This is a genomic window from Pantoea sp. 18059, assembly GCF_902706165.1.
GTDB classification, from domain to species: Bacteria; Pseudomonadota; Gammaproteobacteria; order Enterobacterales; family Enterobacteriaceae; genus Pantoea; species Pantoea agglomerans.
In genome coordinates, this window is the sequence record NZ_CACSJS010000002.1 from 274,529 (window position 1) to 291,526 (window position 16,998).

14 protein-coding genes and 1 pseudogene are annotated in these 16,998 nt (G+C 52.2%); 2 read left to right on the plus strand and 13 right to left on the minus strand.

What is annotated here, in order from left to right:
- Positions 1 to 3: 3 nt before the first annotated feature.
- The 8 genes and pseudogenes from GVJ63_RS08090 to GVJ63_RS22220 form a co-directional block, all read right to left on the minus strand.
- Positions 4 to 447 (minus strand): antirestriction protein, encoded by a 444-nt coding sequence (locus GVJ63_RS08090; RefSeq protein ID WP_159226679.1) that lies wholly within the window; start codon positions 445 to 447, stop codon positions 4 to 6.
- Positions 448 to 477: 30 nt separating this feature from the next.
- Positions 478 to 1,299 (minus strand): DUF932 domain-containing protein, encoded by an 822-nt coding sequence (locus tag GVJ63_RS08095; RefSeq protein WP_159226680.1) that lies wholly within the window; start codon positions 1,297 to 1,299, stop codon positions 478 to 480.
- A gap of 98 nt (positions 1,300 to 1,397) precedes the next feature.
- Positions 1,398 to 1,628, minus strand: coding sequence for a DUF905 domain-containing protein (locus GVJ63_RS08100; RefSeq protein ID WP_159226681.1), 231 nt, complete (start codon positions 1,626 to 1,628; stop codon positions 1,398 to 1,400).
- Positions 1,629 to 1,698: 70 nt separating this feature from the next.
- Entirely contained in the window at positions 1,699 to 2,148 is a 450-nt protein-coding gene (locus tag GVJ63_RS08105; RefSeq protein ID WP_159226682.1) for an IrmA family protein, read from the minus strand.
- Positions 2,145 to 2,597: a YfjS/YafY family lipoprotein gene (locus GVJ63_RS08110; RefSeq protein WP_159226683.1), complete on the minus strand. Its 453-nt coding sequence runs from the start codon at positions 2,595 to 2,597 to the stop codon at positions 2,145 to 2,147. The genes GVJ63_RS08105 and GVJ63_RS08110 overlap by 4 nt, the downstream gene beginning before the upstream one ends.
- A gap of 36 nt (positions 2,598 to 2,633) precedes the next feature.
- Positions 2,634 to 3,203, minus strand: a complete 570-nt coding sequence (locus GVJ63_RS08115; RefSeq protein WP_159226684.1) for a hypothetical protein — start codon at positions 3,201 to 3,203, stop codon at positions 2,634 to 2,636.
- Entirely contained in the window at positions 3,203 to 3,907 is a 705-nt protein-coding gene (locus GVJ63_RS08120; RefSeq protein ID WP_159226685.1) for a WYL domain-containing protein, read from the minus strand. The genes GVJ63_RS08115 and GVJ63_RS08120 overlap by 1 nt, the downstream gene beginning before the upstream one ends.
- A 200-nt stretch (positions 3,908 to 4,107) precedes the next feature.
- Positions 4,108 to 4,374: pseudogene (locus GVJ63_RS22220) on the minus strand (hypothetical protein); the annotation flags it as partial.
- 9 nt (positions 4,375 to 4,383) lie between these two features.
- Here GVJ63_RS22220 and GVJ63_RS08125 point away from each other — a divergent pair.
- Positions 4,384 to 4,872, plus strand: a complete 489-nt coding sequence (locus GVJ63_RS08125) for an inovirus Gp2 family protein (protein WP_235038335.1) — start codon at positions 4,384 to 4,386, stop codon at positions 4,870 to 4,872.
- Positions 4,873 to 5,502: 630 nt separating this feature from the next.
- The gene (gene queD / locus GVJ63_RS08130) at positions 5,503 to 5,865 is read left to right on the plus strand and encodes a 6-carboxytetrahydropterin synthase QueD (protein WP_028716002.1); all 363 of its coding nucleotides are present in this window, start codon (positions 5,503 to 5,505) and stop codon (positions 5,863 to 5,865) included.
- Positions 5,866 to 5,899: 34 nt separating this feature from the next.
- Here the strand turns inward: queD and dpdD are convergent, their stop codons facing one another.
- From dpdD to dpdH, 5 genes are read right to left on the minus strand one after another with little or no spacing between them, the layout of a single operon-like run.
- The gene (gene dpdD, locus GVJ63_RS08135) at positions 5,900 to 8,071 is read right to left on the minus strand and encodes a protein DpdD (protein WP_159226687.1); all 2,172 of its coding nucleotides are present in this window, start codon (positions 8,069 to 8,071) and stop codon (positions 5,900 to 5,902) included.
- On the minus strand, positions 8,071 to 8,616 hold the full coding sequence (dpdK, locus tag GVJ63_RS08140; RefSeq protein WP_159226688.1) for a phospholipase D-like domain-containing protein DpdK: 546 nt from the start codon (positions 8,614 to 8,616) through the stop codon (positions 8,071 to 8,073). Before dpdK ends, dpdD begins: the two co-directional genes overlap by 1 nt.
- Positions 8,616 to 13,130 carry a protein DpdJ gene (dpdJ, locus tag GVJ63_RS08145; RefSeq protein ID WP_159226689.1) on the minus strand — a complete coding sequence of 1,505 codons (4,515 nt, stop codon included), beginning with the start codon at positions 13,128 to 13,130 and terminating at the stop codon, positions 8,616 to 8,618. Before dpdJ ends, dpdK begins: the two co-directional genes overlap by 1 nt.
- On the minus strand, positions 13,130 to 13,864 hold the full coding sequence (dpdI, locus tag GVJ63_RS08150) for a protein DpdI (RefSeq protein ID WP_028715998.1): 735 nt from the start codon (positions 13,862 to 13,864) through the stop codon (positions 13,130 to 13,132). The genes dpdJ and dpdI overlap by 1 nt, the downstream gene beginning before the upstream one ends.
- On the minus strand, positions 13,851 to 16,997 hold the full coding sequence (gene dpdH, locus GVJ63_RS08155; RefSeq protein WP_159226746.1) for a protein DpdH: 3,147 nt from the start codon (positions 16,995 to 16,997) through the stop codon (positions 13,851 to 13,853). Before dpdH ends, dpdI begins: the two co-directional genes overlap by 14 nt.
- Position 16,998 lies beyond the last annotated feature (1 nt).

Consider the following 16,998-nt stretch of genomic DNA (forward strand, 5'->3'; position numbering starts at 1 on the left):
TCCTCAGTCGATGAGATGCATAATGGCGCTGCATTCCATATGGTTCAGCGCGAAGTCACGTAAGCGATAATAGTGTTCAGCCATCGCGTCAGATTCGGTACGACAGGCATGGTGGCTGAATGCCATCAAACAAGCGACTATCCCCGCAGCTTCACCAGTAAGTTCCGCACCGTTGCCATTTATACTGTTGAACAATGTCCATTTCTCATCGCTCTCAGCCTCAGGAGCCATAAAAACACCGCCGTTGCTGAGCGTCGAAAAGCGCCAGATACCGCCGTGATAATCGACGCACAGCCGGTCCATCCAGGCGAAAATGCGAGGTTCAAGGGTTATCCATTGTGGGATGGAACCAAAGTGCTGCGGCCAGAAGTCGATGCGTAGCTCGTCAGGGACCACCGAGGCAGTAATTGCTGCCTGCTCAGCGAACTCAGGGTTGTGTGTATCCATTAAACTATCTCCTTATGCCGGTGCTGTTGTTTAACGCCCAAAAAACGCGAGCATGTTTTCTGCCATAACCCACAGAGCGCGGTTGAGCTTCACATCGCCGTCAATACCGGTAACAGCACGGGTGCGATTACTTTTCCCCTGTGCAGTTCGCCCTGACAGACCACCTTTCATCAGGTTCTCTTGCACGCGCTGGTAGACTGTCCACAGGTCGTCGCTGTAGTCCTCCCGGCGACGTGGGGTCAGCAACTGCGATACCGTGACCGGCTGATGGTCCTCACCAAATCGATACTTCAGTGCGGCATTTGCCAGCGCGTGACGGGCCGGGGCTGGCAGCGCCAGCGACTGCATTGCATCGCGTTTCTCATCCACCCGGTCAAAGACCCCGAGCACTTCGTAAGCTCCTTCAATTACCTTCTCGACGACATTGCCTTTATGCGGTACCCGAACTTCTCCGAATGACTGGCCGCAGACAAGACCGTTAGTACAAACGCCACGAAACAATCCCGGCAACATCTGGTAGCTTGATGAGCCGTCATGGCTGTTGAGCAGAATGATTTCAGGCACCTGATGCCCGGTCAGTTGCCCGACGCGACGCAGGCGCAGCATGTGTTTGGTGTGCTCCCGCTTGCTCTGGTCGCGAACCTTTGTCTGGCAGGCAAAGAACGGCTCAAAGCCTTCACGTTGCAGACTTTCGAGGATGGTGATGGTCGGGATGTAGGTATAACGGTCTGAACGAGATTCATGCTTGTCACTCCCGAACACGCTGGGGACATGGCTCATCAGCTCTTCGTGGGTCAGAGGCCGGTCACGGCGTATCTGGTTTATACGGCCAAAGCGGCTGGCTAATCGCATGGATAACTCCTTATACAGTGGGTAAAAATACAAAAGGCCACACCTCCCTTGGGAGGTGTGGCCTGACTTTGTTTATAACGGTGATGTGCTGGTGGCGGTTATACAGGGAATTTGCAGATGCCATAACGAGCGATATACCTGTTCAGCCAGTAACCGGAATCCGGCTCAAAGTTCCAGGCTCGCCAGACCATGCAACAATCATGACGGATAACCAGACGGAAATGTGTCCCCTGGTCATCCTCTATATCAACGTTGGAATATTGAGACGCAACTACCTCTGCCTGCTGGCGCGTAAACGGTCCATCAGGCAATTCAGTGAGTTCAGCCATGCAGGCTCCTAAAACAAAAAACCCCTGTGGCATAAGCAACAGGGGCTGAATAAAACGGATAACGAATCGGCTAAGATGCCTTGCCACCGACAACCGTGACTTGTAACGGTCGATAGTACTGCAGGTCGAAAACGGACAGTGGCAGGTCAATCTGGTAACCATTACGCTCTTCCGTTGCATTCATGATTTCGACCGAGTTAACGTTTTCCACGCATTCGTTCTCCAGTTGGGCTTCCTGAGAGCGAGTCGCATCGCTGTCGCCAAATGCAGCCACTGCCATATTCCCCATAACCAGCGTGTTTCCGCCTTTGTCTTTCAGACGCAGAGAGAGCGTCAGAGGCCCGAACCCCTCACCACTTCCGCCGTTATCCAGACGAAACTGCCACACGCAGACATTGCCCGGCACCCAGACCATGTCTGTGTTGCGGATACTGATGTAACGCTGTTCTTCGGCCTGAGCCGGTGAAAGCAGACAAAGGCTCAGAGCAAAAACTGAGATAACGCCTTTCAGCTTCTTCATGGATTTTTCTCCTGATTCTCCGGCAGATAGAGTTTCCCCATTTCCTTGCCATCGTGCGAATACACCACCGATTTTTCACCCGTGTAGCTGTCAGTTTCAATCCGGAAGCTCAGGGTGATATTGTCCGCAAGACACAGGGCAGCAATCAGAGGCTGCACCGTTTTCTGCTGCATATCCGCAATGTAGTAATAATTGCCTGACTCACAGCCTTCCGGCGACTGGTTGGTTTTCATCACCGTATATTGCGGTGTGCCGAAAGCATCCTTCTTTACCCACTCCTGGGCAATATCGGATTTATGCGAGACCACCTTGCTGAACGGTGGCGGAGTCAGGTCCTTAAAACTGGCTATCGTTTTCACACTCGCATCTTCCTTGCGGTCGCAGCCAGAAACCCCCATGGCACCGATAGCTGTCAGAACGGCAAGCACAGGTGGATACAATTTCTTCATGGTGCAGATTCCTTATTAATCGTCCGTTCCCTGGCTTCAGCAATTACCGGTGCGTCTGCACAACTCAGCCAGACTCTGTTGAGCTACCCACTGCTGCAATTTCTGCTCTGAAGCAGCACGCTTCGCCGCCAGGGCAGCCTGCTGCTGTTTGTTGACACAGTTTTCCGGGAATGCAGCAAGCACCTGATTGCTGTGAGGTTCGTCAGCCAGCTCCAGCTGATACTGGGTGTCGATGATAGTGAAGTAACACCCTTTACCCTGGTCTTCACCCTGATAGACCGATGTCAGGTCGGAGTAATAACCGCTGGCAGGTTTCAGATTCAGCTTGCGCACGGTATGCGTTTTTTTGTCGGCGAGAAAATAAGCTCCACCTCCCCGCTGACGCAGCAGAAATTGTTTAGTCCAGGGGTAATTGCCAATGACACTGGCCTGATAGAGCGTATTGTTAAGTGTGTCATTATCCATGCCGTCGGCTGATTTCCAGCCATCCGCCTGCATGTACTGCCAGAATTTGACGGTTCCCACGACAGTTTCGGCAGACGCCGGAAAGACAGCGCCAGCGCAGAGACTGACGGCCAGCGCCGTTGTGGTCAGTAATTTTTTCATCATGATTCCTTATGAGGTAAAAGACCGTCGCCGGTTCTGGCGAGCAGTGAGTGAAAAACGTGAAAATGGGGAAGAGCCCTGAGGAATTCTGGTTCGGCAAGAACGTTGCGAATCTGAAGGTCAGGCACGAACAGTTCCGGGTGCAAGGTAACCGCATGGATATCATTAAGCGGAAACACCGCCACGCGATGATGATGCTCGCCAGTCAGATACCAGTGCCCACCACAGAGTACGAGGCGGTATGGTGCAAGCCCTGAACAGCGACAACCTTCAGCCAGTAGCGTCACATGGCGATGCTCTGATATGGCCCTGACAAGGCGTGTAAATATGCCTGGCCTGGGCGGCGACAATGACTCCGATTCTGCCCATATGAGACACGGAGACTCACCGGGCCCACTCAGCAGTGAGCTGACCATGTGGTTATCCATGTCAGGAAACAAAACCTCCACGCCTGACTGACGAGCAAAAGTCAGTACAGCCAGTTCGCGTTGATGGCTTCCTGAGAGCAGACGACAGGTGCCGTCACGGTATTCCAGGTCCAGATACATCAGTCGCTCACGAAAGTCCCGGCGGAGGGTACGGATCGACACACCAAACTCTGCAGCAAGAAGGCCCATTTCCAGCGTTTCGCCAGCAACCAGGCGGCTGATAATGAGGGACAGCCGAACCGCCAGCCGTTCATGGCGACGCTCAGTCTGGGACATTAGATTTTCTCCATCCCGTTAACAGGCTGAAAATTAAGTGATTAGTGTAACGAAGGGGTCGGACAGGGTATGGACAGGGGAAGGCGTATTTTTTCAAAGCGTGGATTTCAGGCGTGATGTGCCGTTGCGCCTGATTGATGAACTGGTGGCTCATTAATTGAGCTATTGAAGGACAGGGAGTGTCCGCATTAATCGGTTTGTCAGAAGAAAATCCAGTCCCAGACGGCACGGGCAACGGTCACCACAGCTTCCCGCACCGTCCGAATCACAGCCCTTACAGGCGCTGGCAGAAAAGATGATGACTCCACATTGCCAATCATTTCATCCACGGCATGACTAAAGCGCTCGCGTGCCTGCTTTTTTACCGGCTCGGTGCAGAGCCTTCCGTGCAGTTGTGTTGTCAGTGGGCTCGCGGCTCGGTCAGGCAGGCTGCGCATCATCATCTCTACCATCGCATTCAGCCCCCAAACGGGGATGTGGGAGACAGTATTACCAGCGATGCCGATTTGAGCCCAGGACTGATGTCCCGCTTTATCGACTCACTGAAATCTCAGATAGTCGCTTATCGGCAGAGAAGAGCCAAAGAAGGGAAACGTAGCCATCGTACTTCAGTACGTTACGTCTGGGTGCTGGAGCAACCGGAACTGGGCGGCAAGAAGCATTATCACCTTGCTCTCCTCGTCAACACCGACACGTTCAATGCTTTGGGAAGCTACGATGAACAGGGGAAAGGTCTGGCATCCCTGATTCAAAACGCCTGGCTGAGTGCCATGAAGAAGCGAGACTGGCCTGAGTATCTGACACTAGTCCATTTCCCTGATAACCCTCTCGCTTTCCTTGAGCTCAAAAAAACTGATTTCAGAGAGAAAGTGGATGCACTGACTTTCCGTCTGAGCTACATGGCAAAGCATCGCACCAAACGCTACAGCAGTACCGAACGCTCATTCGGCTGCAGCCAGGGCTGATATTCCTGCATCCGTTTTGCTGATGGCGATTAATTTACGCCACAGCGTGACAACCACACCGCAGATCCCCTTTCATTCCCTTCAACCGCATGGCGTCTGTCTACTATTCAGGGACGGCTTACGCCTGCGTGTTTGCCGACTATTGATGCGTGTCTCACCGATAACGGTCAGCACCTCTACCCGGATGTCAACCCAGAAGCTTGCGAACAGCGGCTTGTAGCACGACTGTAACGCTTCCTAGCGATGCTGCCACCACGGTCAGTAAAGCCAGTTGGCAATGTTCACAATGCACAACCGATTACAATGGTGAATGTTATTGCCTGAATTGTCGTACAGGAGACTTTAGCGATCCAACTACTGTGGCCGCATGAGAAAGCCGAGGTATTTTCCTGCCGCCAATCTTTAACCATTAAGTGGGAACCACGCGCACCAGTCAATGTTAGATTGCGACCGGCGATATCCCGCAATTTAGTAACATACTCAGCCTGCACATAAGTTCACACTCGAAAAAAGTCCGGGCAGAGCTCGACAGAAATATTATTGTCTATCCATACAGTTGTGGTAGCTAACTCAGAAATGCTAGAAAATCCTGCCTCTTATTGTTACTGTATAACAAAAAATGAGGTCTCCATGAAAACTACGTTATACAAAGATTTCACCTTTGAAGCCGCGCACCGTCTCCCTAATGTGCCGGACGGCCATAAATGTGGTCGCTTACACGGGCACTCCTTTATCGTGCGTCTTGAGATCACCGGTGAGGTGGATAAACATACCGGTTGGATTATCGACTTTGCCGAACTAAAAGCGATTTTTAAACCCACGCTGGAAAGATTGGATCACTACTATCTCAATGATATACCGGGTCTGGAAAACCCAACCAGCGAAGTGCTAGCTGAATGGATCTGGAATCAGATTAAGCCTCAACTCTCCATCCTAAGCGCGGTGATCGTGAAGGAGACATGTTCCGCAGGCTGCATTTACCGTGGTGAATAACAAAAAGGAATAGCAGAAGCTATTCCTTATCTATTTACTCCAACGCCTCTTTAAAAGCGGCAACCATACTGGACGCCCCTTTCCCTGTAGGATAAATAATATCCCGACGGCGATCCGTCACGGCGTAAAAGGCTTGATGCTTAGAGCTGCCAGTGGCGAAAATGATATAGTCGGCCTTATCAACAAGATTGAGGAGTGCAGGTGTCGAGACATGATCATGGTTTAATTCGACATCCAGACCGGGATATAGATGACACAGAGCATCTTTGCCCCGTCGGGCGGCACCTTCCATCAGGCTGTAAATTAGCAGTGTTTTCCCCTTGAGATCCCTTTGCTGCGGGGAAGCAACGTCCGATGTGCTGGTCTGGCCTGGGAAAGCACGCCCGGCATGAGCTCCGAGGTACAGTTTTTCCACCATCCGTGCAGAAAACTGCATGCTGTCATCCAGTCTCTCCCAGCGCTCGTTTAACATCTCCTGTACTTTGATCCAGAAACCCAACCGGGCGGCATCATCACCGGTGACCTTGTCGTAGAGAAGTTCGGATATATCAAGCAAATACCCCAGTGTCCGTACAGAGATGTTCGCCTTGCTGACAAGCTCTATTGCTTCGAGGGCTGTAGTATATTCCTCGCGGGTAAAGCGGCCAGAAAGAAACTTATCCAGAATCATCCCTGCCAGACGCACATCCTCTTCCGAGCGAATATCTTCCACAACGAACAACATTAGCCAGTCTGGCCACAATGAAGCAGAAACCTGAACATCGTATTCCTGGAGCCAGCTCAGCAAGTTTGGCAAAATATCGCGCAATACCATTCCGGACTGAGAGTGAGAATGTTGCCCTAACAGCGTCTGCCACTGTGTACTGCTAAACGTTGTTGGCAGCCAGTCCATACAATGCATAACAGCGGACTGGCGCAATGATTCAAAGCGCTCGGGTTCAGTCGCCAACTGTAAATCAGACAGCCAGTGGTTCCAGCCATAATCATGGGTCTCACAGCGTTTTTCCAGACCCAGCCAAATATCCCAAAGCTTAGGTATTCTTTCTATTTCTTGCCGCGTTATCTCTGGCATTGCTGCCAACTGTGCGAAGATCTCGCTCTCGCGCTCAAGATCGGCGGTGATGACTTCGATGAGCAATTCCTTGGCGTCATCAAAGCTGAGTACGGTGATAACGGGTGCCTGAATGAGCGCTTTTTCGGCCACTTCTGCCGTTAACGGGAGTGAACTTTGCCCGGTAACCCACCGCTCAACTTGTTGAGTCCATTCGGGCTGCAGGAGCGGCGTTGCTGTTTGCCATCCATCAATACCCAGCAACGCCGCCCCGATTGCCCAGAGTTGCCAATCGGGCAAAAAACTGGCGTGGTGGGTAAAACGCGGCGTCACTTTGTAGAGTGGGATTAAATCGAGAACCAGCCTTCTCGCGTCCTCTCGGGTATCTGACGGAAATTGCGCATCCTGAATAGCATTTATCCTGAAATGCCCCGTCGATCGCAACAATAGCCGTTGGATTCGTTCTGGCACCCGACCCCGTAGCAAAGCCTCTAACCTTGGATGGCTTAAGATAGCGTCCCAGTTCGAAGAGGCCGCCATTGACAACAGTTCCAAGAAGAGGAGGTTGAGTGGAGACAGCGCTTGGTTGCCGCGTAACTCCTCAAGATAATACTCAGCCTTTTTACCGTCCTGTGCGTGGCAGGCCGTATAGAAATCCCTGAGAATACGTCCAGTCGGTCTTTTGACCAGCGAAGTGAACAACGGCCGACGACGATAAAGATCCATCACCGTCTGCAGCATAGCGTAGACCCGTTGCATTCTTGCCTTACGCCACTCATCGACCCGATCCTTGTCACCGTTTGGTAGCGGCAAAAAAGTCAGTGCCAGAACGCCGCCCGGAGATTTCTCCAGAAGGATTTTTTCCCCGGCATCATCAGAATCATAGAATGTGCTGATATCGGCACTGGTATCCGCTGACCCTAATGCCGCCGTCAAAATACGGCGAAGCTCATCCAGACTGCGTTCATTTTGTGCCAGCGCGTATAACACCCACCTCCCTCTTCGGGTCGAGGGGAGGATACAAGGCAAGGCCTTAGCTCCCGCCTGCTGAATCAGCGTGTTCATTTGCGGAATGCTGTAACCACCAGCTATCGCCTTGTCATACTGCAGATGTTTATCATCGGCGTAAAATTTATCCAGCCATTCTGCGTACATCAGAAAGCACCCTGTGGTTGGCCAAAGTGATACTGGCTCTCGAACGCAGCCAACGCTTCGCCGATTGCATGCGGATCGCTGCTCAATTCGACAAACTCTTCGTTCCGGTTAACACCGCTCCAGGTAAAGTTCATCGAGCCCCTGAGGAAGAAATGGGGGGTCAGCAGCCCTTTCGTGTGCAGTTGATTACGCCATTCCTGGCGAAAATCCGCATGATTGTTTAATCGTTTCTTCAGCGCCGTCACAAAGTCACGGTTGAGCGGTTGATCTCGGGTGACCAACGAGAGCGACGCGCCGTTGTTCACTGCGCAGACCAGCAGTTCGATGAAATCGACCTCCCGTCCTCCCCAGGCTGGTTCGATGCTGTCCCAGTTACCGGAACGGTTGTCCAGCAGCCTAAAATTACTCACCCAGGGGGACACCAACCAGATTGGTTCAGGTTGCATAATCAGCGCGACAAGTTGGGCGCTCAGAACTTCCCTCAACTGGCGTTGTCCGGCAGAGCCGTGCAAAAAAATCTGCCGCTGTTTTGCCTGATCGATCACTATGCCACCTCAGCCAGTTCAATACGTAAAATCAGCTTATCTTGTTCGCGGCGAAGCTCACCCAGGCGCGGATAAAGCAACAGGCCAAGATAGTCGACCGGGACAATCTGCATAGTAAGGATCGCCTCATGTAAACGATTAAGCTGTTCACGCGGCAGAATAAGCTCCGCACGCCCACCTTTACACAAAGCGCCGTGCACGTGCGTTAGCCAGTCGGAGTGATCAAGAGGGATTTGATCAATATGTTCGCTGAACAACGCGCCAGCTAACAGACGTTCTGTCATGACTCTGCGTGAGCAGAACATGTTGTAAAAACTGAGCTCAGCCTGACGGATCGTGTAACCACGAGGCCAAAGCAAATTCTGGTTTCGACACTGCGCGTTGAACACCATCGACGCATCGTTAACTTCACCGAGGGTTTTGACTGCCAACGCGTGCGCAACCGTATTCAAAGTGAATTCAATGCCCGAATTCGCTTCTAGTGATATCCAGTCCGTAAGCAGTTGATAAAGCTGCATGTCGGTGACCTCACTGCTACCGGCGCGCAGGATCCGTGAATAAAGAACCGTCGTGAAACTGTGGGAAAGCCGCAAACCGTGTAGAGAAAGCTGCAGATGGAGATTTTTATTCGCCTTACGTCTGGCATCCATATTGCTCGCCTCACGAACCGCAGCCATCGCCTGGCAAAGTGCATCATCCGTTGTCAGCAATTGCAGCACCATGTACAAATCGTAATCGATCTGCTCGTAATCACTTGCTGAAAGATTGCGCACCAGCACATTCAGGAATGTTACTGGATCTTCAGCCCATTTCTGCTGCAGCCGAATCAGGATCCCGCTGCCGCCAGATTCCATTTCGCACAGCCAAATCTCGAGCCATTCGCTGCCTTTAACCGGATCTTTCATCCAGAATGAGTCGGTAACAACCGCCCTATCGTCCACATCCGGCAGCAGCGTGCTTAACGTTTGCTGCACGCCAGCGGCCAGTGTGTCCGCAAGTATCTGTTGCGCCCACTCGATAAAACCGTCGATTTCAGCCAGTGGCTTGAATAATGCCTGAGCACAGTTCAGCAACGACTGCTGGATCTCTGGACGACCTAGGAGTTCCCGCAGGCTAATTTGCAGCAATTGTTCGCTCTCAGCGTCGTTGTCCGTATCCGGTTGGAATAAGCTCGCGGGAATAGCCGCCAGCCTTTCCATCCCCTTCGCCGACGCCATGCTTTGTAATGCCGCCTCGGTTGACGAGTATTTTCCCGTCGCGAACGTTTCTGCCAGCAGAGCCATAAAGCACTCAATAGCCCAGTCGGCTTTAAAACTGTCGAACTCAAATTCAGGTAACTGTTTGACCAAATGCTGGAAGTAAACAGGGCGCATACCTCGTTGGATCGCTTCCTGATGCAACAGGTTTTGCACGCGATCGTTCGAAAGTGTGAAGCGAAGGCGCATTGCATCAACCCACTGACGACTCCCGACCCCAACATTTTCGTCTTCATGGACCCAGGAAAAAGCGACGTGGGCCCGACCTTTATTCTTGAACCGGAGAGAGGCCTGCGATCCAGTTGAGAAACGGATCAACTCCAGCGGGGTCATATGCTGATGGTTGTAAAAAGTAATATCACGCAGCGTAGATTTCCACACCCCCTTCGGTACCTCATCCGGCGCGGCAATGCCAGGATTGATCAGGCTAAGACACCACTGCAATTGCGCATTACTTTTATCCGCCATCTGGCGAACATCGGCGCGGGTTGTCATGACCTGAGAGGGTTTAACTACCTTGATCATGCCGCCGAGATGCTCAACTTCATATTCTATTTGCACCCCTTCGCCAAATGCTTCGCGCACAGGGAAATCAATAGATTGCAACTCTTCACCGGCGACAGGCACATAATTTTCTGGTACAAGCCAGTCTGTGCTTTTGCTCGATTTAATCGCGTAGCGTTTAGACAATCGCCCAGGCGCAAACTCACGCAGTCCTTGCCAGAAGGAGAGCGTTTCCCACTTCTCTTCATCGTCGTAACCGCGTCTTAAGCGGATATCAAGCTCGGGTAGATTCAGCTCACTGAACAGGTTTTGCGGAATATATTCCGGGGCTGGAGAACTGCTTCTGGATTGCTCGTCTTCACCATCCTGCACAACTGATCGCAGGCCAGCCCACGCCACCCCATTAACCGCCCAATGCGTTCTGATGCTTCTCAGGATGCTTGGCAGAAACTCAAACATAATGGAACGTGGCGGACTCCAGAGGATCTTCTGAATGTCGCTGTCAGGGAGGTGTAACGCATCTTCAAGATAGCGGGACAGTTCATGCAACCGTCTACCGCCATCCAGCACATCCTCAATCATCTTGCTGAGTGGCGCAAAATTCTCCTTGGTGCGGTTGGGTTTCTTTAACATACCCCAGAGATCTTTGAACTCGCCCACTTTGCTGAGCCAGTCGAGCGTCGCCATCGCGGCCTGCATTTTTTGCACGTGCTGATTACGCAACGGTAGTCCCTGACGCTTGATTTCAGGGCTCATTAGCCCTTCATAGCGCTGGAACGCAACGCGGTCACGGCCAAATTCTGACAGCACGACTAGCATCCAGGGGCGCATGCCTCGTGGACGCCCGGCGCGACCTTTACGCTGAAGGTATGAAGCCACATCATTGGGTGCTTTATGCTGCAGAACTGCTCCCACCTGAGGATCGTTATAGCCCACTTCCAGAGAAGAGGTAGCGACCACAATATCGGCCAGAGCATCCACGCCCGCATCCTGACTTGAGGTGCGGGAGACAACTTTGTTTTCCGAGAGATCGTGGCCGATTTCCATGGCTGCTTTCCAGTTCTGGCCCAACTCAGTTTTACGCCGCTCGCTGCGTTTAGGATCGGTGTCATCAGGTGAACCGTATGGGGTACGTAGTACCGCCAGCGGGGAGCGATAAATTCGCGGCGGTTGCGGACTGGTTTTCCAGCCCTCGGCATCGTTGAGATCGTGGTAAAGGCGGTTGTTACCGTCGAGGGTGTCCGTAAAAATGAATGTCTTCTTACCCCATGTCCCTTTTGACTTGCCTGCCTTGCTGTCCAGCATACGCGCCATCAGCATGCTGGTCTGGATGGTGGTAGAAAGCAACGCAGTTTCAGACACAGGATCGCCACGCAGCGCTAACAGGTACTCAGCGCCCTCCTCAATCATCTCTTCGGTTTTAGGCTTAATAAGCGCCACGTTCTCATCGGGAGCGCCCACCAGCCTAGCAAAAAAGTGCTGGGCATCAGCCAGCGTTGCCGATAATCCCACGAAATGCGGCAGGCAGTCGGTACGTTGCATCCAGCGACGAAGCAATAGTGCCGTCTGCGCACCAGTGGTGCCGCTGTAGGTATGGACTTCATCAAGCAGCACCAGCGTTGGCCCATTCCCTTCCCCCACCCCAAACAGGTGATTGGTCCAGTTGGAGTTCATCTGTAGGTTCAGCATTTCGGTGGTGGTAAACAGAATATCCGGCGCATTTCCGCGCTGCTGTTGCGTATTACGCGTGATCAGAATTTCGCGCTGATCCAGTTGATGCTGGCACTGAGTGCAGGTCAGGACTTCTCGATCGGCATAAATATCCTCACGCCGCCAGATCAGCGCGCCCCCGCAGATCTGCTTTGGGTTTGTCGAAAGGGGATGTTGGCACTTCATTAAGCCGAACGGCAGTCCAGGTCGACCTTTGATGTCTTTCTTAGACCATGCCGCCATTGTTGGCGTGTCTCCAAAAAAGGCACCAATGCGAATTTTTCGCCCGGCCGCTTTTAGCATATAGTCGTCTAGTTTGCGGCATTGAGAAAACGTCTCCGCAAACTGATCTTTGAGCAACTCTTTTCGCGGATAAATGGCGAGAATGCGAACCTTACACTCAGGATTAGCGCAAATCTCCTCCGCAAGACGGGTTAGCGCCGGTAGATAAAATGACAACGTTTTACCGCTGCCGGTTCCAGCACAAACGATGGTTCCGCTAGCGGCATCGCATCGAATCCGATGCGTCTGCCAGTACTGGAGAATGCGCTCAGTGGATCGTTCCTGAAAGCCCGCCAGGCGGAAATCTGACGCCAGCATCTGGTGCATAATGTCACAAGCCCGATCGCTTAATTTCAGGCGTGTTTTCCAATCAGAAATAAGGGAGTTCGGTTCAGCTTTCCGCTCAGGATAGCTGCGCGGCCGGCGAATAAAACGGTAGTCAGAGACCAGTGTCTTACTTTCATCCAGACTTTTATTAAACATCCACTGCCGCAGGTTGCGAAGTAAATGGACGGTTTCACCCATACGAGTTCGCCAGACAGGCGGGCCGTCGAGATGCGGTACCTGAATTAACATACCGCCGTCGAGCATCTCATCCAGAACCATTTCGGCATCTTCTTCAGGTAACACCCGTCCAATAACGCTTAACAGTTCATCCAGATTAAAAAAACCGCCAGTGTCGCCCCATACCAAAAGCGCATTTTCTTGTTCTTCCAGCGCATCCAGCACGCGTTGCAAAAGTGAAAGCTCGATTCCCTTCATTAAATCATTCTCTTACGTGTAACGTTAAACGCTGACAGCATACCTTTTTCTTCCAACCAGGCAATCACGCCCGGCGCCAGCAGCGTAAGCGAGGCATGATTATGTCTGTCCAGCGCCTCAAAAAAGCGCAGAACATCGTCTGGTGCATCCGGGTCCATTGAACGTTTAAGCGCGACCATCTCATCGCTATACTTCTGCAGGTTTTTTACCACCGACAGGCTGTCTGGGCCGCTTAACTTCTGTCGATTAAAACTATCGCGCGCTTTGCGATAACCGTCATACACCAACACATTCCCCAGCGTTCGCTGTTGTTCCAGAAAGACGGAATCCAGCGTTGCGCGCGCTTCAAGATAGGCAACAAACGCTTTCCAGGTTGCATCCACCTTATCATCAATAATTTCATTTACGCTCTTCAGAACCCGTACAGTTTCCCAAAACCCGCTCTGCTCAGTTTTATCGCCACTTTCTTTGAAGCGTGCCGTCAGCGCATCCAACTGCGTTTTGGCACCGCCGAAAAGCGCCGCCTCCTGCGAAAAATCGATAGTGGAGTGTGGTTCCGGTAGCGTGCCGATCACCTCAAGTTGCTTTTGGGCTTTTTGCAGCGGTTCGGCAACATCCAGCAGGCCGTCACGAATGGTACGGTACCGATCGTAGACCTCTTCTAGCGACTGAACCTGCTGTTTTATCTGATACTGCTCCCGCAGTTGCGTAAGTTGGGTCTTAAGCGTTGTCATTCTGTTCCCCTGCGACGGACTGCATGGCGTCGAGGACCTGATGAAGTTCCTGCAACGTGCTTTCAATCTGCGTGCGAAATTCGCTGATCTGCTGCCCACCGTGTGAATGGTTGTAGGCGGTAATATTCGCCAGTACCCGTTTGTGGACCTGCTGCCAGCTTTGCATTGTCATCATAAGCCGGTTAGTTAAAACACCATCCAGTTCGCAAAGTAACTGCCATTGACGCAGCGGATCTTCAGATTGATTAATACCTCGCAATTTGAGGATCGTCATCCAGACGCCCCCCTCCGTTAGCGCATTCAGTGAATCCGTCAGCGTGCTGCTGTCCGGTGATATATCCGCAGGATAATCGCCGCTGTCCCCAAGGGATTTTACTAACTTAGCCAGGTCGGTGACGAATTCGGAAAAATCATCCGCATTTTCACAGTCTGCAAACAGAGCAGCAGTATCCAGTTCAGGGCGGATTTCACTGAGCGACTTTTTCACCACGGCGGCATGTGTATTTTTTGAGCGTTTCTTCAATGCCTTTTGTATCTCACTCAGCAGGAGATCGCCTTCCAGCGCATGATCGTTCAGCGCCACTAGGCTGAGCCATGCGTCCTTGGCATCATCCCACTTCGCTAATGCCTCTGCCCGCAGTTCGGTGATTGCCTTCGTGATCCCGGAACGAAACTGCACAGAAAGCGTTTTGCTGTTTTGCAGCAGCCGCGCAAGCACCTCTTTCGAACCATCCGCTGCTTTAATGGCACCCAGCACATCGGCCAGCGCAATCTGCTCGCTGAGCAGCAGCGGCAAATCGTTGCGCTTATGCTTAACGAGTTCTGTCAGCGCATAGTTGACCCAGCGATCGCAGAAGCTCTGAATAATCAGGTAATCCGTTTTGCCCTCTGTGTAGCTCCAGTCCTCGGTTTTAGGTACGGAGTTTTCTCTGTAGTAGCCAAACCGCGCCAGCGCCATCGCGGCATCCGTTAGTTGCACCGATCGCTTATCGTATTCGGCCTGAGGAATAAATTTCACCACATGCACGCCACGGTTACCCTGTGCATTAGGTAACTCAACGGCGACAAAGTTGGATTTACCTAACCAAAGTGTTGGCCGATAGGTGCTGCCCGCCCATTCCGCCACAACGCGCTTATCAAAGAAGAAGGCCAGGGAGCTTTTGATATAACGCGCGGGATCGATCTCAAGCGTCGCGCCTTTTAGCATCCAGTCACCCACCGCCGCATCCAGCGCTCGGATAGCCAGCGTATCTTTATTTTCTTTCACTTTGGGTTTGACTGTCGTGGGTTCTGGCTTAACAGTTTTTTTAACCTGCGCCTCAACTTTGGTCACCCGCGTTGGTACCACCGGTTGAATATGGACCGGGGCACTTTTTGTGTTTTCCAGCACCTGCGCCAGATCGTCCAGATCGAAGCTACGGGCAACATCAGGCGGCAGAGTGCTGGCCAGAGTGCCATCGGAATCGGCGGGATAGCCCCACAGAGCAACCACGGATTCAGCACGCTCGGTGTCGGCGAAGCCTTGACGGAACAGCCAGCTTCGAAGCCCTGCCGGCGCCGCAAAATCGCCAAGATGCGGTGGCGGAAAACGTCCCTCATCGGCATCACGGCGACAGTGCTGCAGTACACGCAACAGAATCTGGTTGATGATCTGACGTGGATTGAATTTTAATTCTTTGCGATCGTCGCGGCAGAATGCCTCTGCCAATGCATGGATGGCGTTTGTGTTGAAGGGAAACAGCGAAAATCCTTGCTCGCTGCGACCAAACACTTCAGCCATTTCGTCGCCGTTTGCGCTGGCTTCCCAGTCAGGCGGCCAGTGTGATTTATCGGCAGATTGCTCCCAGCGCTGGCGTAAGGCTTCACCCCCAAAGCGGGCCGCGTTGATGTATCGACCACAAAAATCGACGATACGCAATCGCGTCTCTTCGCGCTCGTTCCCTACCTCTTCGATCACCCATTCACCCTTCGCGCGATCTAGCATCCCCTGACGACGGCGGGCATACCCCTGATAACCGTCAGTAACAGCAATAGCCGAACACACCGGGCATAGCACTTCTTTCCCGTCGCGGATCCCTTCCCTCTCTAGGCTGTCGATCAGCACATCCTCGATCGCGGTGATAAGCGACATATCCTCTACCAGCACCATCAGCGTCATCTGCTTTTCATGTAGCGCCTGACGGATCTGAGTAAACAGGTCGGAGAAACTGCGGCCACGGAAGTTGAAGAGTTGGTTAAACAGCGCCTGCGTCGCTTTAACTAGCACTAGGTTGAGGATCTCCGAGGCATCTTTGCGCCCATCCTCATGCGTATTCAGGCGGCTTTTCTGAATATACTGACGCGCTGGCAGACTGAGATCGTTAATATTAAAACTGAAATCAAGATCTTTGGCCTGGAGTTGCTGTTCCCCTTCGTCGAGATCGCTGCTGGTTGTACCGTTGGTCAGACGGTTGGCAAACCGATAGAGACAATGCTCTTCTTTCAACAAAAACTTCTTGAAGTAGGCATCGTTAATCAGCGTTGGTAATGCATTTTCTTCAGCGTGGACGTGGATTTTCTGTAGCCGAGTCGCCTGTGGTTTGATAGCTTTTAACTGCTCAGGCGTACTTCCCGCCATCTGTTTTTTCAGCGCTTCCATATCCTGCTTGTTACGTTCATGAAGGTTGCGCAGCTCTTGCCCCATCAGCATCAGCAGCCATTCAGCGATCTCGCGAGGCGTACGTTTTTCCGACACCTTATTGATGTCTTCCCGCGCTTCGTCAAAGATCTCACCCTCCAGGCCCGCCAGCATAGAGGTAAGAACTTCACGCAAGCTGGCACTTTTTGGAATACGGACAATATGCCACTTCTTGTCTTTGTACTCCTGACGCAACCGCAGTTTCGCATCCAGCCAGCGGATAATGTGCGATTTACCCACTCCGGCCTTGCCCACAATCGGAATTGGGCGTGGCGTTTCCAGAAAGTGATTGAGCAAATCCTCTTCTTTAGCATGTCCTAAGTTGTTGCCGTCTTTATCGAGACGCAGCAAATCCACCGACTGATGCACTGCCAGTAAGGTGTACTCCGCCAACTCTTCCGCCTCGGTGCGAATACATTCATTGATGTTTTGCAGGGAAGGCCAGTAATCGATCATT